Source organism: Mucilaginibacter terrae, assembly GCF_031951985.1.
GTDB classification, from domain to species: domain Bacteria; phylum Bacteroidota; class Bacteroidia; order Sphingobacteriales; family Sphingobacteriaceae; genus Mucilaginibacter; species Mucilaginibacter terrae_A.
Genome location: NZ_JAVLVU010000001.1, coordinates 4,320,790 through 4,346,664, shown reverse-complemented (window position 1 = coordinate 4,346,664; position 25,875 = coordinate 4,320,790). Strand labels below are relative to the sequence as shown.

Annotated in this window: 30 protein-coding genes; 10 read left to right on the top strand and 20 right to left on the bottom strand. The window is 43.1% G+C overall.

Going from position 1 to position 25,875, the window contains the following annotated elements:
- Positions 1 to 4: 4 nt before the first annotated feature.
- The 12 genes from rpmC to QE417_RS18490 form a co-directional block, all read right to left on the bottom strand.
- The gene (gene rpmC, locus QE417_RS18545; RefSeq protein WP_311952171.1) at positions 5 to 214 is read right to left on the bottom strand and encodes a 50S ribosomal protein L29; all 210 of its coding nucleotides are present in this window, start codon (positions 212 to 214) and stop codon (positions 5 to 7) included.
- A 117-nt stretch (positions 215 to 331) separates the two neighbouring features.
- The gene (gene rplP, locus QE417_RS18540) at positions 332 to 754 is read right to left on the bottom strand and encodes a 50S ribosomal protein L16 (RefSeq protein ID WP_311952168.1); all 423 of its coding nucleotides are present in this window, start codon (positions 752 to 754) and stop codon (positions 332 to 334) included.
- Between the two features lie 46 nt (positions 755 to 800).
- A complete protein-coding gene (gene rpsC / locus QE417_RS18535; protein ID WP_311952165.1) occupies positions 801 to 1,676 on the bottom strand; it encodes a 30S ribosomal protein S3 in 876 nt (291 codons plus the stop codon).
- A 6-nt stretch (positions 1,677 to 1,682) separates the two neighbouring features.
- On the bottom strand, positions 1,683 to 2,111 hold the full coding sequence (rplV, locus tag QE417_RS18530) for a 50S ribosomal protein L22 (RefSeq protein ID WP_311952164.1): 429 nt from the start codon (positions 2,109 to 2,111) through the stop codon (positions 1,683 to 1,685).
- A 3-nt stretch (positions 2,112 to 2,114) separates the two neighbouring features.
- Positions 2,115 to 2,381, bottom strand: coding sequence for a 30S ribosomal protein S19 (gene rpsS / locus QE417_RS18525; RefSeq protein ID WP_311952162.1), 267 nt, complete (start codon positions 2,379 to 2,381; stop codon positions 2,115 to 2,117).
- Positions 2,381 to 3,205: a 50S ribosomal protein L2 gene (rplB, locus tag QE417_RS18520; protein ID WP_311952160.1), complete on the bottom strand. Its 825-nt coding sequence runs from the start codon at positions 3,203 to 3,205 to the stop codon at positions 2,381 to 2,383. Before rplB ends, rpsS begins: the two co-directional genes overlap by 1 nt.
- Before the next feature lie 9 nt (positions 3,206 to 3,214).
- Positions 3,215 to 3,505 carry a 50S ribosomal protein L23 gene (gene rplW / locus QE417_RS18515; RefSeq protein ID WP_311952158.1) on the bottom strand — a complete coding sequence of 97 codons (291 nt, stop codon included), beginning with the start codon at positions 3,503 to 3,505 and terminating at the stop codon, positions 3,215 to 3,217.
- A gap of 2 nt (positions 3,506 to 3,507) precedes the next feature.
- Entirely contained in the window at positions 3,508 to 4,137 is a 630-nt protein-coding gene (gene rplD / locus QE417_RS18510) for a 50S ribosomal protein L4 (protein ID WP_157539801.1), read from the bottom strand.
- Position 4,138: 1 nt separating this feature from the next.
- Positions 4,139 to 4,756: a 50S ribosomal protein L3 gene (gene rplC / locus QE417_RS18505; RefSeq protein ID WP_311952156.1), complete on the bottom strand. Its 618-nt coding sequence runs from the start codon at positions 4,754 to 4,756 to the stop codon at positions 4,139 to 4,141.
- 226 nt (positions 4,757 to 4,982) lie between these two features.
- Positions 4,983 to 5,312 (bottom strand): type II toxin-antitoxin system RelE family toxin, encoded by a 330-nt coding sequence (locus QE417_RS18500; protein WP_311952154.1) that lies wholly within the window; start codon positions 5,310 to 5,312, stop codon positions 4,983 to 4,985.
- A complete protein-coding gene (locus QE417_RS18495) occupies positions 5,302 to 5,514 on the bottom strand; it encodes a hypothetical protein (protein WP_311952152.1) in 213 nt (70 codons plus the stop codon). Before QE417_RS18495 ends, QE417_RS18500 begins: the two co-directional genes overlap by 11 nt.
- A gap of 62 nt (positions 5,515 to 5,576) precedes the next feature.
- Positions 5,577 to 6,836: a prephenate dehydrogenase gene (locus QE417_RS18490; RefSeq protein ID WP_311952150.1), complete on the bottom strand. Its 1,260-nt coding sequence runs from the start codon at positions 6,834 to 6,836 to the stop codon at positions 5,577 to 5,579.
- A gap of 150 nt (positions 6,837 to 6,986) precedes the next feature.
- Between QE417_RS18490 and QE417_RS18485 the strand changes: the two genes are divergently transcribed.
- A complete protein-coding gene (locus QE417_RS18485) occupies positions 6,987 to 7,700 on the top strand; it encodes a hypothetical protein (RefSeq protein WP_311952149.1) in 714 nt (237 codons plus the stop codon).
- Between the two features lie 150 nt (positions 7,701 to 7,850).
- Positions 7,851 to 8,195 carry a hypothetical protein gene (locus QE417_RS18480; RefSeq protein ID WP_311952148.1) on the top strand — a complete coding sequence of 115 codons (345 nt, stop codon included), beginning with the start codon at positions 7,851 to 7,853 and terminating at the stop codon, positions 8,193 to 8,195.
- A gap of 63 nt (positions 8,196 to 8,258) precedes the next feature.
- Here QE417_RS18480 and QE417_RS18475 read toward each other — a convergent pair whose 3' ends face one another.
- Positions 8,259 to 10,631 carry an ABC transporter permease gene (locus QE417_RS18475; protein ID WP_311952147.1) on the bottom strand — a complete coding sequence of 791 codons (2,373 nt, stop codon included), beginning with the start codon at positions 10,629 to 10,631 and terminating at the stop codon, positions 8,259 to 8,261.
- 623 nt (positions 10,632 to 11,254) lie between these two features.
- Here QE417_RS18475 and QE417_RS18470 point away from each other — a divergent pair.
- Complete coding sequence (locus QE417_RS18470; protein ID WP_311952145.1) at positions 11,255 to 11,674, top strand: hypothetical protein; 420 nt, start codon at positions 11,255 to 11,257, stop codon at positions 11,672 to 11,674.
- A 427-nt stretch (positions 11,675 to 12,101) separates the two neighbouring features.
- On the opposite strand, the gene QE417_RS18465 is transcribed toward QE417_RS18470, so the two are convergent.
- Together QE417_RS18465 and hemA are read right to left on the bottom strand one after the other, a co-directional pair.
- Positions 12,102 to 13,322: an MFS transporter gene (locus QE417_RS18465; RefSeq protein WP_311952143.1), complete on the bottom strand. Its 1,221-nt coding sequence runs from the start codon at positions 13,320 to 13,322 to the stop codon at positions 12,102 to 12,104.
- Between the two features lie 232 nt (positions 13,323 to 13,554).
- Entirely contained in the window at positions 13,555 to 14,781 is a 1,227-nt protein-coding gene (gene hemA, locus QE417_RS18460; RefSeq protein ID WP_311952140.1) for a glutamyl-tRNA reductase, read from the bottom strand.
- A 223-nt stretch (positions 14,782 to 15,004) separates the two neighbouring features.
- Here hemA and QE417_RS18455 point away from each other — a divergent pair, with 223 nt between their 5' ends.
- From QE417_RS18455 to QE417_RS18445, 3 genes are all read left to right on the top strand, one after another.
- Entirely contained in the window at positions 15,005 to 15,379 is a 375-nt protein-coding gene (locus QE417_RS18455) for a DoxX family protein (RefSeq protein ID WP_311952137.1), read from the top strand.
- A 21-nt stretch (positions 15,380 to 15,400) separates the two neighbouring features.
- Entirely contained in the window at positions 15,401 to 16,234 is an 834-nt protein-coding gene (locus QE417_RS18450; RefSeq protein ID WP_311952135.1) for an alpha/beta hydrolase, read from the top strand.
- A 267-nt stretch (positions 16,235 to 16,501) separates the two neighbouring features.
- The gene (locus QE417_RS18445; RefSeq protein WP_311952133.1) at positions 16,502 to 17,503 is read left to right on the top strand and encodes an MBL fold metallo-hydrolase; all 1,002 of its coding nucleotides are present in this window, start codon (positions 16,502 to 16,504) and stop codon (positions 17,501 to 17,503) included.
- Between the two features lie 87 nt (positions 17,504 to 17,590).
- On the opposite strand, the gene QE417_RS18440 is transcribed toward QE417_RS18445, so the two are convergent.
- A complete protein-coding gene (locus QE417_RS18440) occupies positions 17,591 to 19,330 on the bottom strand; it encodes a thiamine pyrophosphate-dependent enzyme (RefSeq protein WP_311952132.1) in 1,740 nt (579 codons plus the stop codon).
- Between the two features lie 168 nt (positions 19,331 to 19,498).
- Here QE417_RS18440 and QE417_RS18435 point away from each other — a divergent pair, with 168 nt between their 5' ends.
- On the top strand, positions 19,499 to 19,963 hold the full coding sequence (locus QE417_RS18435; RefSeq protein WP_311952130.1) for an energy transducer TonB: 465 nt from the start codon (positions 19,499 to 19,501) through the stop codon (positions 19,961 to 19,963).
- Between the two features lie 48 nt (positions 19,964 to 20,011).
- The gene (locus QE417_RS18430; RefSeq protein ID WP_311952128.1) at positions 20,012 to 20,665 is read left to right on the top strand and encodes an energy transducer TonB; all 654 of its coding nucleotides are present in this window, start codon (positions 20,012 to 20,014) and stop codon (positions 20,663 to 20,665) included.
- Here the strand turns inward: QE417_RS18430 and QE417_RS18425 are convergent.
- A complete protein-coding gene (locus QE417_RS18425; protein ID WP_311952126.1) occupies positions 20,658 to 21,389 on the bottom strand; it encodes a LytR/AlgR family response regulator transcription factor in 732 nt (243 codons plus the stop codon). The genes QE417_RS18430 and QE417_RS18425 overlap by 8 nt on opposite strands.
- Entirely contained in the window at positions 21,364 to 22,500 is a 1,137-nt protein-coding gene (locus tag QE417_RS18420; RefSeq protein WP_311952123.1) for a sensor histidine kinase, read from the bottom strand. Before QE417_RS18420 ends, QE417_RS18425 begins: the two co-directional genes overlap by 26 nt.
- A gap of 29 nt (positions 22,501 to 22,529) precedes the next feature.
- On the opposite strand from QE417_RS18420, the gene QE417_RS18415 reads away from it, so the two are divergent.
- Together QE417_RS18415 and QE417_RS18410 are read left to right on the top strand one after the other, a co-directional pair.
- Positions 22,530 to 22,655 carry a hypothetical protein gene (locus QE417_RS18415; protein ID WP_311952120.1) on the top strand — a complete coding sequence of 42 codons (126 nt, stop codon included), beginning with the start codon at positions 22,530 to 22,532 and terminating at the stop codon, positions 22,653 to 22,655.
- Between the two features lie 82 nt (positions 22,656 to 22,737).
- Entirely contained in the window at positions 22,738 to 23,037 is a 300-nt protein-coding gene (locus tag QE417_RS18410; RefSeq protein WP_311952118.1) for a hypothetical protein, read from the top strand.
- Positions 23,038 to 23,100: 63 nt separating this feature from the next.
- Here QE417_RS18410 and ispG read toward each other — a convergent pair whose 3' ends face one another.
- Together ispG and QE417_RS18400 are read right to left on the bottom strand one after the other, a co-directional pair.
- Positions 23,101 to 25,233 (bottom strand): (E)-4-hydroxy-3-methylbut-2-enyl-diphosphate synthase, encoded by a 2,133-nt coding sequence (gene ispG, locus QE417_RS18405; RefSeq protein ID WP_311954684.1) that lies wholly within the window; start codon positions 25,231 to 25,233, stop codon positions 23,101 to 23,103.
- 80 nt (positions 25,234 to 25,313) lie between these two features.
- The gene (locus tag QE417_RS18400) at positions 25,314 to 25,865 is read right to left on the bottom strand and encodes a shikimate kinase (protein WP_311952115.1); all 552 of its coding nucleotides are present in this window, start codon (positions 25,863 to 25,865) and stop codon (positions 25,314 to 25,316) included.
- Between the last annotated feature and the right edge of the window lie 10 nt (positions 25,866 to 25,875).

Here is a 25,875-nt window from a genome sequence, read left to right as displayed (position 1 = left end):
TTAATTATTGCTGTTCAGAAGCTGACGCCGCTTTACGCTTGGTTAATTCAGTATTTAAACGGGCAACTTCCTTACGTACATTTTTAATGCGGTTAGGATTCTCAATAGCCGAAACTGCATGAGCAAATTTCAGTTTGGTAAGATTAGTTTTCTCCTCGCCTATTTTAGCAACCAACTCCTCGGTTGACAGCGCTGATATTTCTGAGCTTTTCATTTTTTGAAAAATTTTGATGAGTGAGAGGTAAGTTGGATGCTTACGTCACGCTTCTGTTATTAATTAATTATCAGGTACAGGTTGCGGTTTATATTAGGCCGCAACCTGTACAACTGACTATGCTTCTACGTAATCCCTACGTACAATAAATTTGGTTTGTACCGGCAGTTTTTGTGCAGCCAGGCGAAGTGCTTCTTTAGCAACTTCCAATGGCACACCTTCTGCTTCGAAGATGATCCTACCAGGGCGAACTACCGCTACCCAGTACTCAGGAGCACCTTTACCTTTACCCATACGTACCTCTGCAGGCTTTTTAGTTACAGGCTTATCAGGGAAAATCCTGATCCACACCTGGCCTTCACGTTTCATGAAACGTGTTACAGCGATACGTGCGGCCTCGATTTGACGGCTGGTGATCCATGCCGCCTCGAGTGATTTAACTCCGAAAGATCCGAATGAAAGCTCAGTACCGCGGGTAGCGGCACCTTTCATTCTGCCTTTTTGCATCTTTCTGAACTTCGTTCTTTTTGGCTGTAGCATTTTATTTGCTTTTTATATCTAAACGATGTTATCTCAACTTGATTAATTATCTGCTTCCGCCCGGACGGTTACCACCACCCTGACGATTTTGGCCACCTGGACGGTTACCACCTTGGCCACCACGGTTACCACCACCTTGGCCTGGGCCACGTTGGTTGTTACCACCTCTGCGGTCACCACCACCTTGACGGCGATCGTTTCCACCACGCTCGTTACCAAAGCCTGCTGCACCTTCTGGGCGTCCGCCACGGCCGCTTGCGCTGCTGGTTGAACCTATGTTTGGAGAAAGATCACGTTTACCGTAAACTTCACCTTTACATATCCAAACTTTAACACCTATTTTGCCATAAGTGGTTAAAGCTTCGGCCAGTGCATAATCAATATCGGCACGGAAAGTATGCAGAGGAATTCTACCCTCTTTATACTGCTCGGTACGGGCCATCTCAGCACCGCCTAAACGGCCTGAAGTCATTACCTTGATACCTTCGGCACCCATACGCATAGTTGATGCGATAGTGGTTTTCATGGCACGACGGAAAGAGATACGGGCTTCTAATTGCTTAGCTATGCCTTCGGCTACTAACTGGGCATCAAGCTCAGGACGTTTAATTTCAAAAATGTTGATCTGAACGTCTTTTTTAGTAAGCTTTTTAAGCTCTTCTTTAATTTTATCAACTTCCTGACCGCCTTTACCGATAACGATACCCGGACGGGCAGTGTGAATTGTTACAGTGATGCGTTTTAAGGTACGCTCAATAACTACTTTAGATACGCCGCCTTTAGCGATACGTACTGATAAGTATTTGCGGATCTTTTCGTCCTCAACTAATTTATCAGAGTAGTTGTTGCCACCAAACCAGTTAGAATCCCAACCACGGATGATTCCTAAACGGTTACCTATTGGATGTGCTTTTTGTCCCATTTCTAATTAGTTGATTTCGGTTTTACTATCCACAATTAAAGTTACGTGGTTTGAGCGTTTACGGATACGGTATCCGCGGCCCTGAGGAGCCGGACGCAGTCTTTTTAACTGACGGCCACCACCAACTGAAACTTCTTTTACATATAAGTTACTATCATCGATGCTTTTACCTTCGTTTTTAGCTTCCCAGTTTTTGATAGCTGAAAGCAATAATTTTTCAACGCGGATAGCAGCTTCTTTATTAGTGAACTTTAAAATGCTAAGTGCTTTAACTACGTTTACGCCACGGATAAGATCTACCACCAAACGCATCTTACGAGGCGAAGTAGGGCAGTTATTCAACTTGGCAACTGAAGCACCACCCTGCTGGGCTTTTTGCTCAGTTTTAAGCTGTGCGATGCGCACAGATTTTTTTACTTTTTGTGTTGCTTCCATTGTTTATTTTTTCTTTTCTGCGTGACCACGGAATGTACGGGTTGGGGCAAACTCTCCCAGTTTGTGACCAACCATGTTTTCTGTTACATACACAGGGATAAACTTGTTACCATTGTGTACTGCAAATGTATGACCAACGAAATCTGGAGAGATCATGGAACGACGTGACCATGTTTTTACAACAGATTTCTTACTTGAGTCATTCAAAACCTGAACTTTTTTGTCCAGATTATGATCAATATAAGGACCTTTTTTAATCGAACGTGCCATTATTTCTTCCTTCTTTCTATGATATAACGATCAGATGTTTTTTTCTTGTCGCGGGTTTTGTAGCCTTTAGCTAATAAACCTTTGCGTGAACGTGGGTGACCACCTGATGAACGGCCTTCACCACCACCCATAGGGTGATCGACAGGGTTCATAGCTACACCACGAACGCGTGGACGACGACCTAACCAACGCTTGCGACCAGCTTTACCTAACACTTCGTTTGCTTTCTCAGAGTTAGATACTGTACCTACAGTTGCAAGACAGGTTGACAGGATCATACGGGTTTCGCCTGAAGGCAATTTGATGATAGCATATTTGCCATCACGTGCCGACAATTGAGCGTATGTACCAGCCGAACGGGCAATAACGCCGCCCTGACCTGGGTTAAGTTCGATGTTATGAATGATAGAACCTAAAGGAATGTTCTTTAATGGTAACGTGTTACCCACCTCTGGAGGTGAACCAGCACCTGAAAGAACGGTTTGACCTACGGTTAAACCTTCTGGAGCTATCATGTATCTTTTCTCGCCATCAGCGTAATGCAATAAGGCAATACGAGCCGAACGGTTCGGGTCATACTCAATAGTTGCTACGGTTGCAGGGATATCGAATTTATTACGTTTAAAGTCAATTAAACGGTATGATTGTTTGTGACCACCACCTAAATAACGCATGGTCATTTTACCGGTGTTGTTACGACCACCTGATTTTTTGTGCGATACCACCAATGACTTTTCAGGAACGTTGGTTGTAACGTCAGAGTAATCAGCACCTACCCTGAAACGGGTACCCGGGGTTACCGGTTTAAATCTTTTAACTGCCATTTCTCTTAATTATAATGTGCTGTAAAAATCTATTGTTTCACCATCCTTTAAAGTGATGATCGCTTTTTTGTAAGCAGCTGGTCTACCGGTTACGGTACCTGCTTTAGTTGAGCGACTCTTCAGTTTACCGGCATATTTCATGGTATTTACTGCAGTTACAGTTACACCAAACATTGCTTCTACTGCTGCTTTGATCTGAATTTTATTCGCTCTGTGATCAACTTTAAAAGCATAACGATTAAGTTTCTCTGTCAACAGAGAAATTTTCTCAGTAAGTAAAGGTTTTTTTAATATCTCCATAATTACTTAGCGAACGCTTCCTCCAGAGTTTTAACAGAACCAGTAGTAAGTAACAGTTTGCCAGCGTTTAACACATCATAAGTGCTTAACTGATCGGCAGTTACAACCTTAGCTTTTTTCAGGTTTCTGCTTGATAAATAAATATTTTGATTAGCAGCCGGTAACACCAATAAAGTTTTTTCGTTGGTGAAGTTTAAATCAGCAACTAACTGTACATAGTTTTTGGTTTTAATGCTATCGAAGTTAAAGTCTTCTAAAACTACGATGCTGTTATCCTGAGCTTTGTAAGTAAGAGCCGATTTACGGGCTAATTGCTTTAATTTTTTGTTCAGCTTGAAGCTGTAATCGCGCGGTTGCGGACCAAATACACGGCCACCACCGTTAAACAAAGGCGATTTGATGCTACCCGCACGGGCGCCACCAGTACCTTTTTGTTTGTGCAATTTGCGGGTCGAACCTGCAATTTCGTTACGTTGTTTTGCTTTGTGAGTACCTTGACGCTGGTTAGCTAAATACTGTTTTACATCCAGATAAATAGCGTGGTCATTAGGCTCAATTGCGAAAACCGCATCAGACAGTTGCACCTTGGCTCCTGTTTCTTTACCTGATACATTTAATACGTTGATTTCCATCTTACTTATCCACAATTACGAATGAACCTTTAGCTCCTGGGATGGAACCTTTAACAACCAGCAAGTTTTGCTCAGCAAATACTTTAACAACCTCAAGGTTTTGCACCTTAACACGTGCATTACCGGTTTGGCCAGCCATACGCATACCTTTAAATACGCGTGAAGGCCACGATGAAGCACCCAGTGAACCTGGTGCGCGTAAACGGTTGTGCTGACCGTGGGTTTGCATACCCACACCGCCAAAACCATGACGCTTTACAACACCCTGAAATCCTTTACCTTTTGAGGTACCAACCACATCCACAAAATCTCCCGCAGCAAAAATCTCAACGGTAACAGTGTCACCTAATGATTTTTCGTCTTCGAAAGTTTTGAATTCAACCAGCTTACGCTTTGGCGTAGTGCCGGCTTTCTGGAAATGACCTTTTAAAGGAGCAGAAGTGTTTTTTTCCTTCTTTTCATCGTACGCAAGCTGTACAGCTGCGTAACCGTCTGCGTCAACAGACTTTACGTGGGTAACCACGCATGGCCCAGCCTCGATTACCGTACAAGGAATGTTTTTCCCTGCCTCATCAAAAATGCTGGTCATTCCTACCTTTTTTCCAATAATTCCTGACATTTTAATAATTTGTTTGTTATGCCCATCGAAGCAGTAGGGCTTCGCTCAAGGCGGTTTTCCCGGTTTAAGGGAGGGCAAAGATAGAAATTTTTAATTAGCTGTCAAATAGTTACTTAATTATTTTCTAAGTTTTTAGAGGTTGATAATCAGCGAGAAGCAATATTGATTAGCTATGAGAAGACATACTACTTAAAAACGTTAACCGGAACAACCGGATGCGCTAAGATTATTTGCCCAAGCCGGCAATTTTTGAGATGATGTCTTTATCGGAAATGGAGTCGTTTTCCGATTTATCGTAAATAGAAATTAGAAAAATTTCCTCATCAATAATCTGCACATAAGTAATTACTCGTGCACCACCTGATTTACCTTTTCCTTTGAAACTGATTGCCAAACGAATCTTGTAACAGCTATTACCTATTGATTTTCCAATATGTGGATTAAATGAGAGTTCCTCAAGAAGCTCCCTAAAATCTTGCTTTACAGAAGGATATTTTTTAGCAAGTCTTTTAAGTTCACGCACAAAAGGAGGCGTAATTATTATATTAAAGCTCATCAAGCAGTTGATTGATATCTTGTGCTTTTACTTTACCTGCCTTATAGTCCTTTATAAAAACAACAGCCTCTTCAATATCATCAAGTACTTGCTGCTTCTTTACCTCAATCCCATCAGTTACAACCTTCCCTCCCAACTGACTTATCAATTCAATGATAGTCTTGGTGCTTTTATCAGGTATTTCAATGGTTAATGTGGTCATGATAACAAATTTAACTAATTCCTATGAAGTAATCTAATCAATCAAAATTTTGATTAATTAGATTATTTCTTCATCAACTTCCTGATCATATCAGCGCTGTGCTGCTGTCCTTCTTCTAAACGATGGCTAAAGAACGACTGCACCTGATTAAAGTGTTTCTTGTATCCTTCCATATCGCCGTAGTTGATAATTGACGACCATTCGCGCACGGCAGAGTGAAACTCCAAATCATCTCCACGGATGGATTTGTCGTAAAGAGCAGTTTGAATAGACTCTTCGAGCAACTCATCGTTTTTGAACAGGTATTCGGCAATACCTAAACGCAGGCGATAAGGCGGCGTTTGAGCAATCAAATTATCATATGGGTTTACGCCCAGGTGGTACCAGGCATCAACCATACTTAATATACTGAGGTGGGAGTTGGCTTTGCGTTCTTCTACACTGCCATGAAAGGTAAACTCATCCATCACAGCATCGTTGAGCATAATAGGTTCACGGCTTTCATGAAACACAAAATCGCGGGCTTTGTAAAGGCGGCTGCGCAGGGTTTGCTCATCTTCCATAATCATGAGTTTAAATAGTTCCGACTCAGACTGAGCATAACGTTTTACCTGTTGCCTGGCATACGGGTTTAAAATAGCCAAACCGGCATACACGTGCGCTTTATAGCTAAATATACGTAAGGTGATGAGAATTTTCACATTATCTATACCGCCTAAGTAAGAAGCATTTTCCCAGGGGAAGAAACCTGCCGAAGCCCATGCCGTGCCCATGCTTTCGAAACCTACGTGGGTTACGGCTTGTGTATCGGCCGATATTTTATCATGTTCGTGGTAATCGGCCAGTTCAACAATATCAGAACCTATGGCTGTGAACAGGTCGAGCATGCGCTGGTAAGCGGCATCATCGGCCCGGTAACGGATGAGAATGAGCTTTTGCCCGGTAGGTTCAAAGCCACCGCCGTGCATGGCATGAAAGGTAACCACCTGCGAATCGGCCGGCAGATATTTATCAAATATGGCTATCTCGGGGTGCTTAACCGATGTTTGCCCAGCCACAGTAGCACCGTATTTTATAGAACCGCTGGTTTGTGCCACCACTCTCTCCATGCTATCGGCTTCAACAGAGTAGATAAGCAAATCGCTCAGTCGGGCTACCTGGTTGCCGTCGTCCATTAATTTAATATTCAATGGTTCGAGTTCAGCTTCGAGCCTTTCGCGGTTTTGGGGTAAATCGCATCCAAAAACGGTGTAACCAGCCTTGGCAAAAGCCTTGGCATACACCTTACCCATATCTCCCAAACCAATAATTCCGATATTCATGGGGCTAATATAAATATGGTTTGTTAATTTGCGTTGGGTTATCCTATATTCGTTATAAAGGCCACCCCTTTATTTTATTATAAACAACAACTGATTAGCAAGCATATAAACGAATTATACCCGTTTATATCATACAAATTTAATTAGCTTATGAAAAACCGGCATATCGCATGCGCACTGGCGCTGGCATTATCTGTTACTAATATTGCTGTATCCTCGGCTCAAGATTCTGCCAAAAAAAGCAAGCCAACCATTACTAAACCTGTATATAAACCCAAACCGGCCGGGGCATATGTAGCTAAACCGGCGGCAAATAATCCGTATGCTGCACAACAACCCGTAGCAGCGGCAGCGGTAAATACCGATAAAAGCCTGAATGGCCAGTACCAGTACCTTAGCTCGAAAGTTTACAATTACCAAAAGCCGCCACTAACTGCTTTTTATAAAAACGTTACCGATACCCTGCGTGCCGAACGTAAAAAGGTAAAAGAACTGCAAGCTAAAATAGCCGAGCAGGGAAAAACAGTTCAGAACCTGCAATCAGATGTAAGCACAAAAGAGCAAAGCCTGAGCGAATCGAACTCCAAGGTTGATGCCATCAGTTTATTGGGTATGTCGGTTTCCAAATCGGCTTATAATAGTATTATGTGGGGATTGGTTATTGTGTTTGGTGCTGTAGCCGCCATAGTGATATTCCAATCGGGTAGTGCACGCCGCGAGGCTAAATACCGCATTAAACTTTACGAGGAGCTTGATGAGGAATACAAAGCCTACAAGGCTAAAGCCAATGAAAAAGAGAAAAAACTTGCCCGCGAACTGCAAACCGAGCGCAACAAACTGGATGAACTTATGGGCAGGGCTTAATATTAATTGGTTAAGACTTACAACTTGTTAATGTAACATCCGTTAATTGGTCACGTCTTACTGATCGAAGCTTGCAGGATAGCTGAGACCCTTACTGCCTTAATTAGGTAGTGAGCTAAAACAATGTACACTGTTTAATACTTGCAATTGATGATGGAATATTTGTTAGAGCTTAAAAATTGGCTTTTTACTTTAGGAGAAGACCATGGGGTTAATCCGCTGTTTTTAGCTTGCCTGTATTTAACCAGCAAAGTTTTCTTTTTTACTTTCCTGGGTTTAGTGCTTAAAAATTTAAGGGCAAAGAAACCTGTTACGTTCCTGCTGTTATTTGCTTGCGCGAGTTTTAGCGTACCTTATATATACATTATCATATTCGGGTACAATATTTCCATCTGGATTTACTTATTTATAGCAGTTGTATACAGCTATGGAGCATACTCCATCTGGAAAAAGGTTACTACCAAACCCGTAGTTGCGGAAGCACCTGTAAAATAACACTTACACATAAACCATATTAACTAACAAAGCCACTCCATGGAGTGGCTTTGTTAGTTTGAATTATTCTGTTCGTAAACTTTTAACAGGATTAGTTATTGCAGCCTTAATAGCCTGAAAACTTACCGTAAGCAAGGTGATAAACATGGCACCTAACCCTGATAGTCCAAATATCCACCATGAAATACTTGTACGGTATTCATAAGCCTGCAGCCAACCGCTCAGGAAGTACCAGGCCAGTGGGATAGCAATAAAACAGGCTATTAGCACCAATACCACAAAATCTTTTGACAATAAACTCCATAAGTTATATACCGATGCACCCAGTACTTTGCGTACGCCAATTTCTTTGGTGCGTTGCTCGGCCACAAAAGATGCTAAACCAAACAGGCCTAATGATGATATGGCAATGGCGAGAATGGCAAACAGTGTGGCGAGGTTGCCTATGCGTTGCTCGTTCTCAAACTTGCTGGCGTACAGGTCGTCAACAAATTTGTATTCAAATGCCCCTTTCGGGTCATGCCTCTTCATCACGGCTTCTAACTTAGTTATAGCATCATGTACCGGTACACCTGGTTTAATACGTACCAAAATTTCACCTGCCCAATCATAACGCAATACATACACTGTAGGCTGGGTTGGAATATAAGGCGATTCCATGATCATATCTTTTACAACACCGGTTATGGTAAGCGGCTTACTATTAAAGACGATGGTCTGCCCTACCGGATTTTTGAAACCTACTATTTTGGCGGCAGCTTCGTTAATGATAATACCCGATGTATCGGCCGAATAACTGCGCGAATAATCACGCCCTTGCATTATTTGCCAGCCAATGGTTTTACCATAATCATGCGTAACGGATATGGTACCAAATGTGGGGGTAGTGTTGGGGTTTCTGCCTTGCCAGTCAAACCCGATCTGGTTACTGCTTATTGCAGTAACACGGCTCGACGACTCGGCCATATCTGCTACCACGCCGGTTCTCAGGAAGTCTTGACGAATAGCATTATAATGCCCATCTAAATCAGGACTGCGCATGGGGATATTAACCAGGCCCTCCCGCTGGTACCCTACCGGCCTGTTTTGAGCATGTTTTATTTGGCGAAACACAATGATGGTTCCGATGATCAATGTTACCGATACTGTAAACTGTATCACCACCAATATTTTACGCGGCAGTGCGGCAAAGCGCCCGGCTTTAAACGTGCCTTTAAGAACTTTGACCGTATTAAAACCCGACAGGTAGAAGGCAGGGTAACTACCGGCAATTAATCCGGTGATGACCGTAAATACAATGGTAAGCAACCAAAACACCGGGTTGAACCAAGGAAACGCGATTTGCTTACTTGATATTTGATTAAATATAGGCAAAAACAATACAACCAGCACTGCAGCTAAAAAACAGGCCAAGCCGGCCATTACCAATGATTCGCTCAAAAACTGCCCTATCAACTGCCTCCTAACCGAGCCCATGGCCTTGCGCACACCAACCTCGCGCGAGCGTTTTTCAGACCGTGCGGTGCTGAGGTTCATGAAGTTGATACAAGCCAGCAGCAGTACAAATACACCAATAATACCAAACAGCCAAACAAAGCGGATCTTGCCTCCTGCTATCTTACCTTCTTTAAAATCATTGTATAAATGCCATTTGCTCATAGGAAATAACTGCACTTCATCGTTACCCTCTACAAAATGCGGTTTGGCTATATTCTTAATTTTAGTGTTGATGGCATCCCAATTAGCACCATCATTAACCTGCGCAAAAAGCTGGAAGCTATGATTGCTCCACTCCTTCATAGAGTTGCGCACCCAGGGCTGTGTATCAACATAGGCTTGCCACGTGGCAAGTATTTTAGTTTCTCCAAATGTAGAGTTAGGAGGCACATCTTCATAAACGCCGGCCACATTAACCGGGGTTTGGTTATTAATGGTTATGGTTTGCCCAACCGGGTTACCATTGCCAAAAAGTGAATGCGCTAATGATTGCGCAATAAAGGCCGATTTTGGATCTTTCAAACCATCCAACCGGCCCGACAACATTTTGAGCGATAGCATTTCAGACATTTGAGGTTCGGCAAATAACCCGCTGCTTGCAACGGTTTTCTCACCAACCCTGAGCATGAGCTCCAACGGCCAGGTTGCCTGCGCCATACGCTTAAAATCAGCCGGGAACTTGGTTCGCAGTTCGGGTGCAAGCGGTAGTGCAGTTGCCGGGTGGGTATAAACATGTCCGTCAAAGTTTTGCGTAATCATTACCTGCGCAACGGTATTATAGTTTTGGTGATAGGTGTTGTACGACACCTCATCCCACAACCACAAACCAATAAGCATAGACACCGACATACCTAAGGCCAACCCAAAAATGTTAATGAAGGAATATACCCTGTTTTTAAGCAGGTTACGCCAGGCTATTTTAATGTAGTTTTTAAGCATACTTACAAAACTTTGTTCTTCAATAATTGCATAACCAACACAGTGCCGAACAATTTATATAACTGTTAATCAATATCTTAATTAAATTTTTAACTATATAAACTGTACGGTAACGATACAAGGTTCGTGCGGTTGCGGGCGTATTTGAATGCCTTTATAAGTATGTAGTCACGTTATCGTCATTCCTATGATGCGAAGATTTAAAACTCCATACCCGCCGTTTTTAATAGAGCAGACCGGCGAGATAATTCTGGTGTTACTGAGTACCAGCTCCGGTTTCTACGGTTGCTTTAGCCTGTGCCTTGTTAGCATTGAGATGTACTTGCCGTAAGCCAGTGGATGTCACTTTTCTTCTATACAAAAGAAAAATAACCAAAAGAAAACTTGCGGCTACGTTTATTTGCTACGTTAGTGCTGTGCTTTAATTTAGGCTTGTGCTACCCGCAAAACACTGATGCCTCGGGGGAAAAAGGGAGTTGGGGCAGTGCGTTTTTATTAATAATTACAATATTTAATGCCCCCTCATACTCCATGCATAATTATAGAATGGCAAGAAAAAAATACTAATTTTAAATGACGGCTCTGTTTATTAAATAGATAATGACTTACCAGTTTGTTACTTTATGAAAACTCTTACGTACGCCCTATTGATATTTATATTATTCTCTTGCAATGGAAAGACTCCAAAACATGAAGAAGTTATTCTTAAAAGTTATACAGTTACATTTTTCAAGGATAAATATAGCCAGCAAACTAATAGTTTTTTTCAAGACGACAGCATATTTATAATCAAATCAAAAAATGATACTACTGCATACTTAAATGCCCTAACTAATTTTTATAATGAAAAAATTGAACAACGGGCTTTATTCAATTATGGTCAACCAAAAGGATTCTTAATAGTAGATAAAGATAAGATTGATATATCTCTGAAACTTTCTCAACGAATGGTGGATGGATTGCAAACACAAGTCAGAAACATTCCAAAAGTGAAAAAGATGATTCAAGAATACAATAACGACAGTTTAGGTGTAAGCAATTGATAGCATAATTTCAATTTTCTAACCTTACATTAGCCACAAACCGCAGCTTGCATTAGGGATAATAGCGGAAAGCCCACAGTGCAGCGGAGCGAAACGAGGACTTGCAGCGGATAGCCCGACCCGGAGGGAAACGCCCAAAATGTTTGAACCGGAATTTTAAGAATTTAAACTATTTACAGAATTACCTATCAGTACTTACTTCTGTAAATTCTAAAAAATCAAGACCAGTTCCGGTTCAAGAAAAGTTCAGAGAGTGCTTCGACAGCCCACACTCTCCCCCACAGCCATAGTAATAATATGGTGGGTTATGTCGCTCTTAAAAGATTTCTCTCTATCGTTCGAAATGACAGGGTGTTTAGATTAGCTCCCACCCCATCAATTCTGCAAATTCCAAAAATTCTTAAAATTCCGGTTCAAGAATAGTTTATTACCCGGCCGCCAAGCCATCCTTTTTCCCTTTCAACACCAGCATTACCAATACCGATAATACTACCATCGACAAGTAGCTCAACGCCAAATTATGCCAATCATTAGCGGGCAGGGCGGCTACTACGCCGTAGCTTAAAAACGAGATGATTACGTAGTTGATACCACCGGTCAACCCGCTGGCTATGCCTGCGTTTTTGGGGAAACGGCTTAAACAAAAGGTAAAGAAGTTGTTGAACGTAAACCCGGCTGCCACATGTATGAGGAATGCGAACAGGATGAGCGTGTATAGGTTCGACATATGCGGCATTACCAGCAGCATGGCAATTACAAAAAACACCTGCACAATAATATTGACCACCATACGGCCAAAAAACGGACGGTTGATGGTTGCCTTGCCAATCAGGCCGCCTACCATCCAGGCAAAGCCCAGCACCAGCGAGCTATAGCCCGATACAATGGGCGACAGGTGCAGGGCATGTTCAATAATAAACGGCCCGGTCATGTTGTACACCATTACCATACCGTAGGCCAAAGCCAGCATCACAATACCCAGGGTAAAACTGGCGGTGGTTATCATGGAGGCATAAATGCCGGTAATTTTTTTAATGGCAAACTCCGAAAAGTGCTGTAATGATTCGCCACTGTACAATACTTCTAACACGAAGAGAATGGCGCCAAATAGGGCCAAAAAGTAAAAGTTCGATTTCCAGCCGAAGGCTACCTCAAAGTAACCGCCCACAAAGGGTGCTACAATTGGCCCGGTAGACCATATAATGGAGAACATGCTGAGGTAGTGTTTCAGCTTATCGCCCGTAAACATATCAATAAAGTAGGCGCGTTTGGCCACAATAATACCGGCCACGGTGAGGCCATGCACTACGCGCATTACATAAATCAAAAAAATGCTTTGCGTATTGGCAATAACTAAACTGGCCAGCACAAACAGTACCAAGGCAATCAAACTAATTTTATAGCGGCCAAAACTATCCAGCAAACTGCCAATGAACAGCTGCCCCACGCCGTAGCTTATTAAAAACAAGGTTAAGGTAAACTGTACCTGAATACTGCTGGCATGCAGCGATGTAGACATGGAGGGCAATGATGGTATGTAAATATCGGTAGCAAAACCCGATAATGGTAATAGTGCAAAAGCTAATATAGTGGCAACCCGGGTGTGTTGTTGTTTGATGGGTTTGGGGGTTAATATGGTAGATAACATGATTAACGTAAATTATAATAAACAGATAGCCGGTTTAACATCAGCTTAAAAAAACGTGAATGATAAATACGACAACGATAACATGAAGCAGCTTTTAACAAAGCGGCTACAACAGAAAAGTAAAACAGATTACGTTAACAATGCTAAATATACACTGTACCGTGCAGCAGTAGCATGCAGGGCTTTTTGCAATAATGAGTCATTGCGGGTTGTTTTTATTTATATATACCGATCAATTATTATTGATCATGATCTCTTTAGCCATAACCATGGGTACGCTAATGTACTTTTTCTCCATGTAGGCTATCACCTTTTCCAGCACCTGGCGCGATTGCTCGTCCATGGCTTGCACCTCATCGGCAAAAACCGTGTTCAATGCCTTGTGCTTTATTTGCTTAATGGTTTCTGGCACCTGGCGCATGGCTACCTCAATGCGGCGTTGCTTAAGCAAAGGCAAAAACTCGTCGATGTTTTGGTTGATAATGCGTTCGGCATGCACCAACTCCTGGTAACGCTCCTGCAGGTTCTTTTTGGCAATTTCGTTCAAAGTGCTTACGCCTATAAAATTAACCTGAAACTGCTCTAAAACTTCGGGGGCGGTATCGGTAGGTACAGCCAGATCCACTATGGTTTTGCGCTCGGTTTCGCCGTTAAGCAGGGTTTTATAAATTTCGGGAGTGATGATAGGCTGCGTGGCCGATGTGCAGGTGATGATCACATCAAACCCTTTGTTGTAGGTTTTAAGGGCATCTAAATCATAAGCCTCGCCGTTTAAATCGGCCGCCATGCTTTGGGCATTGGCCAGCGTGCGGTTAAACACGGCAAAGTTGCTGTACTTATGCTTTTGCAGATATTTAGAAATGTTGCGGTTGGTTTCGCCGGCACCTATAATAAGTACACGCGAGTTTGAACACTGCTTTAATTCCTTTAATTTACGATAAGCCAATGATACTACCGAAATGGGGTTGCGCGATATATTGGTGTGGGTATAAACTTCCTTGGCGGTTTTAACTACGCAACTCATTACCATGCGCAGGTAATCGCCGGTGAGGCCATTCTCGCGGCAGCTTTCATAAGCTTTGCGCAGTTGGGCTAAAATTTCTTTTTCGCCAACTACCAAACTTTCCAATGAGCAAGAAGTTCTTAATAAGTGGGTTAATGCCTCCTGGTCTTCGTAAATAGAAGCGGCATCAATAAAGGTATTCATGTAATAAGGGCATAAGCCTACGCTTAACGATTGCAAAAACTGCTGGGCAAAATCCTTATCAACCGGTTGCGAGGTAGCCATTACAAACTCAACCCGGTTACAGGTTGAAAGGTAAAACATTTCGGGAATGTTAAACTGCTCTTTTGCTTGTTGTAATTTTGCGGTAAGGTCTTCCTGACAAAGCACCAGCTTTCCGAGTTCCTTCAGTTCAATTTGCTTATGCGTAAAAGCTATTACCTTTAAATACTTCAAAGCCTATGTATTATTACAAAAAATCTAACTCACAAAAGTACTACGTTATACTATGTACCAATGTCAACACTTTGTCAAACACTGCAATTTAGAATGAGTATAAACAGCGGTTTGGTGAGTGGTTGAATAGTGAGTGGTTGATTGGTCTTCTCATCAAATTTAGCCTATATTTACCTTACCTAATTAACTAACACTCACTATTGAATATTCACAACTCACCAAAATGCTTAAAAAGATCAGCCTGGTAATCCTTATCATAGCCTATGTGGCGGCCGGTATAAACCATTTTATTCATCCAGATGGATATATCGACATCATTCCTTACTACCTTCCCTACCCCAACATATTAAATTACGTTGCCGGAGCCTGTGAGGTTGCCTTTGGGCTGATGCTTATTTTTCCGCAAAGCCGTAACCTGGGGCTAACTTTGCTTATTATTATGCTGGCGGCTTTTTTACCGGTACATATTGCTATGGTTCAGGCAGCGCCCACACGTGTTAACGGCTACCTTATAACCCCGTTAATTGCCTGGCTGCGTTTGTTTTTACAGCCGCTGCTAATGATGTGGCTGGCCTGGCATCACGAAACAAAAAAGTAGGCCCTGCACTTATATAGTTACATGATCACTACCGAAACATTTACCCTGCCCGGTGCCAAAGGCCGCATTATGCTTACAGATTTAACTTATGATGATGTTAAACCCAACGCACCGCTCATTATTTTTGTACATGGCTTTAAGGGCTTTAAAGACTGGGGCACACACCACTTAGTGGCCCGTTACTTTGCCCAAAATGGTTTCAGGTTCCTCAAATTCAATTTTTCGCACAACGGCACCACACCCGAACAGCCTGTGGATTTTGCCGACCTGATAGCTTTTAGCGAAAATACATTTAGCATTGAGCTCGAAGACCTGCAATATGTGATAGACTGGGTGAGCAGCGGATCGGTTATACCGGCGGCCCAGTCGGTTATATTAATTGGCCACAGCATGGGTGGCGGCATCAGCATTATTAAAGCTGCCGAAGACAAGCGGGTAAGCCACTTAATAACCATGGCATCGGTAGCCACCTTCCGCAACCTGTGGCCTGCCCAGATAGAAAAGCAATGGAAACTGAGCGGGGTAATGCACTTTCCTAACCACCGCACCGGACAGCAAATGCCGGTAAAAGCTACTTTGCTGGATGATTTGGACCGTAACCCAGGAAGGCTAAACATATTAGCCCGTGCAGCCGACGTTGCCCAGCCCTGGCTGCTGATACATGGCACAGCCGATAGCGTGGTACCCGCCAGCCATGCGCATGACCTGAAATCCATGCAACCCAATGCCCAACTGGTAATATTACCTAACGCCGACCATGTTTTTGGTGCCGGTCACCCATATTTGCAACCGGAACTCCCAGCCGATTTGCACCTCTTGTGCAACAAGGCAGTGGAGTTTTTAGCTGAGAATTGAAATTGTAAAATATAACCTTGTCATTTCGACGTTAGGAGAAATCTTATACGATTAGAAAACTAATCAATTTTATAGGATTACTCGGAATTACGAGTGGTAAAAAGTACTGACAGAGTTATGCCAGTACTCAAGGTGTTCAACAACAGGCGTTACATGTATTCAATATGTTTCATGAAACACTTGATGAAATACCGGGATAAAATCGGGCAATTTCGCGGTTTTCAGAAGAAAAAATTAAAGAATAACATTTAAGAACCAAAAGTTTATATGCAACTTAAAGGCTCCCGCAAAGAGGGTAAAAAATTCATCAACCCGATACCTACCGATGAGGCCGGCTTTGACAAAATGCCAGCTATTTTGTGGGAATACATCAACAACAAGGCCGAAAGCATCCCAAAAAAAACTTTAGGACCTTTTAACACAGATGCCGCCATATATCAAACCCCACCCGCAAGCGGCCTGCGCATCACCTGGATGGGGCACTCGAGCCTGCTGATAGAAATTGACGGCAAACGAATCCTCACCGACCCGGTCTGGAGTAGCCGCGCCTCATTTGTGCAATGGGCAGGTCCAAAACGCTTTTTTAAAGCCCCCTTACCGCTGGATCAGCTTCCTAAACTGGATGCCATCATTATCTCACACGACCATTACGACCATTTTGATGAGGCTACCATACGCGTTTTGGCTACTAAAAATATACCATTTTACACATCGCTTGGCGTTGGCTCATACCTAAAAAAATGGGGTGTAGCCCACCACCTTATTACCGAAATGGATTGGGGCGATACCGCGCAGGTAGGCACCGATTGTACATTTACCACGGCTCCAACCCGACACTTTTCGGGCCGGGGTATAACCAACCGTAATGAAACGCTGTGGAGTGCCTTTGTGATCAAAGGGCATACCCACAATATATTTTTCGGAGCCGATTCGGGCTGGTTTAACGGCTTTGCCGATATTGGCGAGGCCTATGGCCCCTTCGACCTAACCATGCTCGAAATTGGTGCTTACGGCAAAAACTGGCCCGATATACACATGGGGCCGCTAAGTGCCGTAAATGCTCACCTTGCACTCAAAGGCAAACAAATGATGCCCATACACTGGGGTACCTTTAACCTTGCCCTGCACGCTTGGCATGAGCCTATTGATATACTCCTCGAACTGGCCGCCAAAGAAAACCTCAGCCTCTTCGTGCCCGAACCCGGCAAACCAACCGAAGTAACCGGCGAGAGTTATACCTCGGGTTGGTGGGGAAAGTACAAATCGTAATTTTGCATCATAAAAAAGCCGATGATTATGTTCAATCATCGGCTTTTTCACTCTTGGCTCTTGGTTCTCAGCTCTTGCTTCTATCCCTTACAATACATCCTTAATGTGCTTGTAATTAGCTTTTATGGTATCCCAAACCTCACCTGCCTGGCCGTTCAATATATATTTTGACATGGTTAAGGCCATACCTTTTACCTGGGCAAATTCCAGTTTGGGTGGCATAGCCAAGGCGTTGGGGTCGGTCATTACGTTGAGCAATACCGGGCCATTGTGGGCGAAGGCATCACGCAGGGCAGTTTCTACTTGTTCAGGGTCGGTTACCGTTACGCCTTTTATACCCATAGCTTGTGCAAGTAGGGCAAAATCGGGGTTGTGCATATCAGTTTGCCAGTCGGGCAAGCCGGCTACCTCCATTTCCAGCTTTACCATACCTAACGAGCGGTTATTGAATACTACAATTTTAATGGGCAATTGGTATTGCGATATGGTTGCTAAATCGCCTAATAGCATCGATAACCCGCCATCGCCAGCTAAGGCCACCACCTGCCTGTCGGGGCAAGCCAGGGCCGCACCAATAGCCTGCGGCATAGCATTAGCCATCGACCCATGGTTAAACGAACCCAGCATGCTGCGTTTACCCGTACCCTTAATATAGCGTGCTCCCCAAACACAGCACATGCCGGTATCTACCGTAAAAATAGCATCCTGGTTAGCCAGTTTATCAATGGTAGCTGCCACATATTCGGGGTGTATAGTATTGGCTGTACCTTTGTCTTCTACATAGGTTTGCAGGTTATTTTTAACCTTGTTGTATAAATCAAGTTGATCCTGCAAAAAGCTATCATCAGTTTTTTGAGGCAGCAGTGGCAATAATGCTTGCAGCGTATCATTTATCTTTCCGCACAAACCCAGATCAACTTTGGCGCGGCGGCCAATACGCTCGGGCTTCACATCTACCTGCACAATTTTGCAATCGGTAGGCATAAATTGCTCATACGGAAAATCGGTACCTAACAATATCAGCAAATCAGAATCGTACATACTATGATAGGCCGATGGCAGGCCCAGCAAGCCGGTCATACCTATCTCATTAGGATTATCATGCTGCACAAACATCTTTCCGCGGAAAGAATAGCCTACCGGGGCATTTATACGTTTGGAGAGCTCAACTACTTCATCATGCGCATCGGCACAACCTATACCGCAAAAAATGGTGATCTTTTCACTCTCATTAATTAGCGCCGCTAACTTTTGCAAGTCCTGATCGGCAGGGCGTATAACCGGTTCGGCATAGTAATTAGTGGTAGATGAAAGCACTTCTTCGGCATCCATAGAAGTAACATCGCCCGGCAAACCAACTACCGACACCCCTTTTTTACTGATGGCGTACTGAATACCCGCCTGCAACATACGGGGCAATTGTTTAGGTGTAACGGCTATCTGGTTGTAATGGCTGCAATCGTCAAATAGTTTTATGGTGTTGGTTTCCTGAAAATATTCGGTACCAAACTGGTGTGATGCACAGGTGGAGGCAATGGCAATTACTGGCGCACCAGCCCGGTGGGCATCGTACAAACCGTTAATTAAATGCACATGGCCCGGACCGCTGCTGCCTGCACAACAGGCAATACCATTCAATTCAGCTTCGGCGGCAGCTGCATAGGCACCGGCCTCTTCATGGCGCATGTGTACCCATTGTATTTTACCGTCGCTGCGGCGCACAGCATCATTAATCTCATTAAGGCTATCACCGGTTACTGCATATATTCTTTTTACACCTGCGTTGGCAAGCATATCAACTACCTGTTCTGCTACATTTTTAGCCATGGGTTATATTGTTTTATTGGATAACCCTGTAATCACCCCATGGGTTTTAAATTTTACAGATTGTGTAAAAAGGATGACAGGATAAGCATCATCGAGAAATAATTGCTTAAATGACATTGTTTTTAATAATAAAGTATTTTAGTAGCTTAGAACCAATAAACTTGTAATATGAAATTAAAACCTTATTCAAATCAGTTGTTTACAATAGCTGTAATATTAGTTTTATGCCTGTTAACAAACAGCAGCATAGCTCAGTCTGTGCGGATTGATGAGCCAATTCCGGATCAAAAACTAACTAAACAAGAACTTGAAACAACCATTTTTACTTCAGTTGAAAAACTACCTGAGTTTCCGGGCGGCTACATTAAGTTTCAAGAATATATCAAAGCAAATTTAAAATACCCTGTAGCAGCAGCCGATGTTGGTGGTGCCCGTGTCAACATTACATTTGTTGTAAACCGTGACGGTAGCCTTACCGATATGAAAGCAATAGGACGAATACCTCATCCTGCTATGGAACAAGAAGCCCTGCGTGTAATGAAGGCTTCCCCAAAATGGAAACCAGGCGAATCCTATGGAAAAAAAGTACGGGTGCAGTACACAGTGCCAATTGTTTTTACAACTAAGGAATAATGCTACCCTGCAGATTTCATTTACAAACGTCTTTAATATTTAACTGCCTTGGCTGAAAATCAGATTACGAACGTCAAACTCAGCTTCACCTGTTCCGAAAACTGGGATGCCATGGCGCCAACTCCAAATGGCCGTCATTGCAATAAGTGCAATAAAACCATTCATGATTTTACCAATAGTAAGGTGGAGGAGTTTAGGGCGGTAATGGCCGAAAACGATTATAGCATTTGTGGTCACTTTACACAAAACCAAATTTCAAGTATGAAAGCCCCTTTTTGGAAAAAATGGGTATCAGTAGGTTTAGTGCTGATAGGTTTTAACTTCTTCTTTAAAAAAGCAGAAGCTCAAACCATCAAAATCAAAGATCACAATAAAGCAAAACCTGAGGATATTCCAATTAATGGAATGGTTTTAGAACCTCAGACTATGCCTTCATTTCCCGGAGGATTTGATAGGTTTCATCAATTTATCTTAAAAACATTAAATACCGACCGCATAGCAGGCATAAAGGGGCGAGAAATCATTTCATTTATGGTAGAAAAAAATGGAGAACTTTCAAGCTTTAAAGTATTGCGAAGCATAGGTTCAAAAGCTGACAAAGAAATAATCAGAGTACTTAAACTATCGCCTAAATGGACACCGGCAAAATTAAATGGCAAAAGCGTAAGAGCCGCTTATACAATTCCGATAGTGATCAACTAAAATGCATATTTTCCATCCGCAACCGCTTTTGCAAATCTTGTTTGTAATTACGGCCAATGGGCAATTCGTGCCCGCTTATCTCAATAGCTCCCGAATAGAACGAACCTATTTTATTAATGGATACGATGAACGAACGGTGTATACGCACAAAGCGGCGTTCGGGGAGCATCTCTTCTAAAAAGCTTATTTTTTGTTTAGTGATGTATACCTCGGTAGCGGTTACCACTTTTACATAATCGCGCAGGCTTTCAATCCACAAAATGTCGTTTATGTTGAGCTTGATGGTTTTACGGTCAACCTTGAGGTATAAAAAAGCATCTGTATTGGCCGGGAGATTTTCGTGCACTAATTGTACGCCCGATTTGCTATCGTTCAATTGGTACACCTTATCCATTGCCCGTAAGAACCGTTCGAACGGGATAGGTTTCAATAGGTAATCTACCGCGTTAAGTTCAAAACCATCCAACGCATACTCGCTGTAGGCAGTGGTAAAAATAACCTTGGGCGGTTTTTTAATACTTCGCAGCAAATCGGTACCGTTAATGCCGGGCATTTTAATATCCAGAAACATCAGGTCTACCTGCTTTTGCTGCAACATGCGGAAAGCCTGCATGGCATCATTGCATTTACCCATAACCTCAATGTCACTAAAATTGGTCAAATAGTTATCAATTACCTCAATGGCATGCGGTTCATCATCAACTATCAGCGTACGTATTTTCATGGGGTGCTAATTGTGGCTGTGGTTTGGTTTGTGGGTTAAGTTCAAGTTCTAATACAATTAGATAGGCATCATCATCGTCAAAAATTTTGAGCTGATGGGCCGATGGATAAAGCAATTCAAGTCGTTTTTTAACGTTTTGCAGACCAATATGCCCATGGTGCTTTTGCGCATCAGCCGGTGAGCTATCCGGTTTACTATTAGACACCTTAAATTTTAAAAGGTTACCACTTACTGATAAATTTATGTTGATCCATACATCGCCCTGCTTTTCGCTGGTGCCATGTTTAAAGGCATTTTCAACAAAAGGCAGCATAATAAGCGGGGCGATGAACTTATTTTCCAAATCACCTTCAATAGTGAAATTCAAGTCCAGGCGGTCTTCATAACGCAGTTTTTCGAGGCTGATGTATTGCTGTAACACCAATACCTCCTGCTTAACCGATGCGTTTTCTGTATTACACTCGTACAGCATGTACCTTAAAATATCTGATAAACCCAGCACTACCTGCGATGATTTTGGTGAGTTGGATAGCGTTAGCGCATACAAGTTATTAAGCGTATTGAACAAAAAGTGAGGGTGTACCTGTGCTTTTAAAGCATTCAACTCGGCTTGCAAGGCAGCTTGCTTACGTTCGGCCCAAAGTTTTACCATTTTGAGTACGAGTGCGAACCATACCACCATATTCATAGCTTTCCAGGCATTAACAAAGGTTAACAGGTTAAACAATTGTTTATGCAGGGGCCATTTTTGCTCTTCAATAAAACCCCAATCGGAGGGATGTTCGTGTTGCAAAATGTATGGGTTTGCAATATAAATACCAACCAGCCGGCTTATTAGGGTCGATACTATCATGAGCAGTATAAGGTATATCTCAAACTTTATATACCTCCCGTTAAACAGATATCGGGGTACCAACCAGTATGCCAGCGTGTAGTAGTAAAACATATGAACCGGTATATAAAACAGGTTGTTGCGAATTGAAGTGGCGTATGTAAGCTGAATAGCGTAAAGACCGGTATACATAAAGTACACTATAACCCAAAATGCCACGTGCAGTGTAACCCTTTTAAGAGGCCAGGTGCCAATTTTAAGATCAAGCCAGGTTTTCATAAAGCTAATTTACAAGCAATTACAGTTAGGTGACCAATTTTGCTACCAACTACACGGTACAGTCGACAAACGGCATTATTTGTTACGTTAAGCTGCACTTTTTTTACACCAACGGCATTGATACGTTCCCAATTGCCATTGATCTGCGCAAATAGTTATTGTATATACTTTGCTTTTGAGACTTTGAGTGGCCGCTTACCTTCGGTACATAATCAAACACAATTTAAAAATCACAACATGAAAAAGATAGTTTTAACCTTGACCCTTATCACCGCAATTTTTACTTATGCCAATGCACAAACTGCCACCTCAAAAGCCTGCTGGGTAATTGAGAGCAACAAAGGATCGAAAATGCAGTTAGTTAAATTTTACGATGACAGCCTGCGCCTGGTATATGAGGAAGCGATTAATATGAAACTAAATCCGGCCAAAGATCATATTAAAAAGGCTCTTAATATTATACTGGCTGCCCTAATTACTAAAAGAGCAGACACTAATCACAAAGACATACTTGCAGTAGCATTTCAATATAACTAAGTAAGATTTTTTGTTTTAATGAAACGTGAAGGAGATTAGCGCGAGGCAAGTCTCCTTCTATTTTTATGCTAAAGCTACCGGCTCAACCCAGTTACCATCTTCGCGGATGATACCAATCAGCTCGTCGAGCGCGTTTATAGTATTTACGTTCTTCTTTACCACTTCCTTACCGCGGTATAGCGTAATTTTACCCGGACCAGCGCCTACATATCCATAATCAGCATCGGCCATTTCGCCGGGACCATTTACAATGCAGCCCATAATGCCAATTTTCAATCCTTTGAGGTGACTTGTACGACTGCGTATCATTTGCGTGGTTTCCTGTAAATCGAACAGCGTACGACCACAGCTTGGGCAGCTGATGTATTCTGTTTTTGATATGCGCGAACGTGTGGCCTGTAAAATACCGAACGCTGTTGAAGTGATCACTGCAGCAGGCATAGCAGGTGCATCGATCCAAACACCATCGCCAAAACCATCAACCAGTAAAGCACCCATATCGGTAGCGGCGTAAAGCTGCAGAAGAGTTACGGGGTCGGTAGAGCGGGGAGCGGGGATTAAAACTTCGGAATTTTTAGCATCCACTATAGATAAAGCGCTTGGCGTTTCACTTTGCAATTGCGCTCCTTGCTCCTCGCTCTCCGCTCCAAAGCCATAACTGCGTTTTATAATTACCGGGGTATTCATCCCGGCTTCGGTAAGGTTGAAGAAGAACGAGCGTTGTTCGGCCATTCCGTGCAGGGCATCAGTCTCTAACACAAACACCAATGCTTCATCCTGTGCTAATTGTTTAAACTGCTCGGCGTTAAAATCGGCCGGTTTTATATGCACTAAATTTAATGCTGATGAATGATCGGTACCGGCTAAATATTCACCCAAAGTAAATACCGGGTGACAGTTCTTTTTATTGGCAAGCGTTAACCAGGTGTTGTAATTATACAACTGCTTTAGGTTACCCGGAAAGGTAAAAGATGGCAGGTTATCGGCCAGGTAAACAAAATCAACCGACTGATCGGCCATGTTATATTTATCCAAGCCGGGCGAATACAGGTACCCTGCATCATTCAGTACCGATGGATCTTTTAAGTTACGGTTGCTCAAATCAACTACCACACGAGGCACCATGTGTCCGCCAATGAAAGCGTTGGCTTCGAAAGTGGAGCGTTTTTGGTATTCGTAGGGGTTGTGAAACCTCTCCCCGACCCTCTCCAAAGGAGAGGGGGAAAAAACCTGCGATGGGTCAGTTGTGAGTTCTCCTGTCTTGATTCTTGGCTCTTGATTCTTGACTCTATTTGAGTATCTCTGCACCAGCGCAATAGCTACCGGGGCTTCGGCTTCGGGTTCTTCGGTTAGAGAAACGCGGACGGTATCGCCCAGGCCATCTTCCAACAAAGTACCAATACCCACGGCCGATTTAATGCGACCGTCTTCGCCGTCGCCGGCTTCGGTTACGCCTAAGTGAAGCGGGTAGTTCATGCCTTCGGCTACCATGGTTTCCACCAGCAGGCGATAGGCTTGCACCATTACCTGCGGATTACTGCTCTTCATGCTGATGCAGAGGTTATAGTAATTAAGCGCCTCGCACATGCGGATGAACTCCATGGCCGATTCTACCATACCTTGTGGGGTATCGCCATAACGGCTCATAATACGGTCGCTTAACGAACCATGATTAGTACCAATGCGCATGGCAGTGCCGTACTCCTTACAAATGTTCACCAGCGGGGTAAACTTTGAAAAGATACGGTCCAACTCGCCCTGGTATTGCAGGTCGGTGTAATCTATTTCGTCAAATTTCTTTTTATCGGCATAGTTGCCGGGGTTAACGCGCACCTTTTCTACAATACGGGCGGCTACTTCGGCAGCGTTGGGCGTAAAGTGAATATCGGCCACCAGGGGAACGTTGTAACCGCGGGCGCGTAATTGCTTTTTAATTTCGGCTAAATTGTTGGCTTCTTTAATGCTGGGGGCTGTTATGCGCACATACTCGCAACCGGCATCAACCATACGGATGGTTTGCTCTACGGTACCAAGGGTGTCCATGGTATCGGTAGTGGTCATGCTTTGTATGCGAATAGGATTATTGCCGCCCATGGGCACATCGCCAATGGTAACCTCGCGAGTTACAAAACGCGAGTATTGGGTTAATGAGTTACAATATTGTCCGGGCAGCACTTTAACAGCTTCAGCATTCATCATATGCGCAAAAAATAGCTTTATATAAACACACAAAGTTAAGCATAATAGACTTTACCTTGTTTCAAGCGAATGTTAATTTATTGAGGTGGATTGATGGTTTTCATTTTATTAAGGATCAATTCAACCCGTTCGGCAACGGTAGTATCGCCCCTTATCTCCAATACCGGGCAGGTAACCCTGCTCAACCAAGCTTCGTGTACATGCAAGGAGCGACCGGTTGGGGCATTGGTGTCATAAGCCTCTGCCCATTCGAGGAATTTTTGATAGGCGCTTATGCGTTCAGGATCAGTATAAATTATGTCGCCGTAGCGTTCTAACTCCCGGTTTTTTAACCTTTGTATTCGTATTTCGGGTGGAACGTACAAAAACACCACTAAGTCAAAGGCAGCTAACCATTCATTGCCCCAGCTTACCAGCGAGCCGCCAATTATATGATTAGGGTGTAAAGCAACAGCATCGCGAAGCATTGTTATTCGCGCATCGCGGTCGCGCTTTATAGTGAAAGGTATTTCGGATGGCTCCCAAAAGTAAAAGTCGGTATCAAAATACGGTAAACCGGTTTGGGCAGATAAGGCGTTACCCAAGGTGGTTGAACCTGCGCATGATGCGCCCACAATATGTATTTTCACAAGGCGCTAC

Coding starts and splice junctions, on each gene's coding strand:
- rplW (WP_311952158.1), bottom strand. CDS start 3,505: ATGGAGATATTAAAAAAACCTTTACTTACTGAGAAAATTTCTCTGTTG.
- QE417_RS18420 (WP_311952123.1), bottom strand. CDS start 22,500: ATGAAAACCTGGCTTGATCTTAAAATTGGCACCTGGCCTCTTAAAAGG.
- QE417_RS18485 (WP_311952149.1), top strand. CDS start 6,987: ATGAAAAACCGGCATATCGCATGCGCACTGGCGCTGGCATTATCTGTT.
- rplB (WP_311952160.1), bottom strand. CDS start 3,205: ATGGCAGTTAAAAGATTTAAACCGGTAACCCCGGGTACCCGTTTCAGG.
- rpmC (WP_311952171.1), bottom strand. CDS start 214: ATGAAAAGCTCAGAAATATCAGCGCTGTCAACCGAGGAGTTGGTTGCT.
- QE417_RS18410 (WP_311952118.1), top strand. CDS start 22,738: ATGAAAAAGATAGTTTTAACCTTGACCCTTATCACCGCAATTTTTACT.
- QE417_RS18440 (WP_311952132.1), bottom strand. CDS start 19,330: ATGGCTAAAAATGTAGCAGAACAGGTAGTTGATATGCTTGCCAACGCA.
- QE417_RS18500 (WP_311952154.1), bottom strand. CDS start 5,312: ATGAGCTTTAATATAATAATTACGCCTCCTTTTGTGCGTGAACTTAAA.
- QE417_RS18445 (WP_311952133.1), top strand. CDS start 16,502: ATGCAACTTAAAGGCTCCCGCAAAGAGGGTAAAAAATTCATCAACCCG.
- rplP (WP_311952168.1), bottom strand. CDS start 754: ATGCTACAGCCAAAAAGAACGAAGTTCAGAAAGATGCAAAAAGGCAGA.
- rpsS (WP_311952162.1), bottom strand. CDS start 2,381: ATGGCACGTTCGATTAAAAAAGGTCCTTATATTGATCATAATCTGGAC.
- QE417_RS18455 (WP_311952137.1), top strand. CDS start 15,005: ATGCTTAAAAAGATCAGCCTGGTAATCCTTATCATAGCCTATGTGGCG.
- rplD (WP_157539801.1), bottom strand. CDS start 4,137: ATGGAAATCAACGTATTAAATGTATCAGGTAAAGAAACAGGAGCCAAG.
- QE417_RS18465 (WP_311952143.1), bottom strand. CDS start 13,322: ATGTTATCTACCATATTAACCCCCAAACCCATCAAACAACAACACACC.
- QE417_RS18450 (WP_311952135.1), top strand. CDS start 15,401: ATGATCACTACCGAAACATTTACCCTGCCCGGTGCCAAAGGCCGCATT.
- rplV (WP_311952164.1), bottom strand. CDS start 2,111: ATGGAAGCAACACAAAAAGTAAAAAAATCTGTGCGCATCGCACAGCTT.
- QE417_RS18470 (WP_311952145.1), top strand. CDS start 11,255: ATGAAAACTCTTACGTACGCCCTATTGATATTTATATTATTCTCTTGC.
- ispG (WP_311954684.1), bottom strand. CDS start 25,233: ATGAATGCTGAAGCTGTTAAAGTGCTGCCCGGACAATATTGTAACTCA.
- QE417_RS18480 (WP_311952148.1), top strand. CDS start 7,851: ATGATGGAATATTTGTTAGAGCTTAAAAATTGGCTTTTTACTTTAGGA.
- QE417_RS18475 (WP_311952147.1), bottom strand. CDS start 10,631: ATGCTTAAAAACTACATTAAAATAGCCTGGCGTAACCTGCTTAAAAAC.
- QE417_RS18495 (WP_311952152.1), bottom strand. CDS start 5,514: ATGACCACATTAACCATTGAAATACCTGATAAAAGCACCAAGACTATC.
- rpsC (WP_311952165.1), bottom strand. CDS start 1,676: ATGGGACAAAAAGCACATCCAATAGGTAACCGTTTAGGAATCATCCGT.
- QE417_RS18435 (WP_311952130.1), top strand. CDS start 19,499: ATGAAATTAAAACCTTATTCAAATCAGTTGTTTACAATAGCTGTAATA.
- rplC (WP_311952156.1), bottom strand. CDS start 4,756: ATGTCAGGAATTATTGGAAAAAAGGTAGGAATGACCAGCATTTTTGAT.
- QE417_RS18425 (WP_311952126.1), bottom strand. CDS start 21,389: ATGAAAATACGTACGCTGATAGTTGATGATGAACCGCATGCCATTGAG.
- QE417_RS18490 (WP_311952150.1), bottom strand. CDS start 6,836: ATGAATATCGGAATTATTGGTTTGGGAGATATGGGTAAGGTGTATGCC.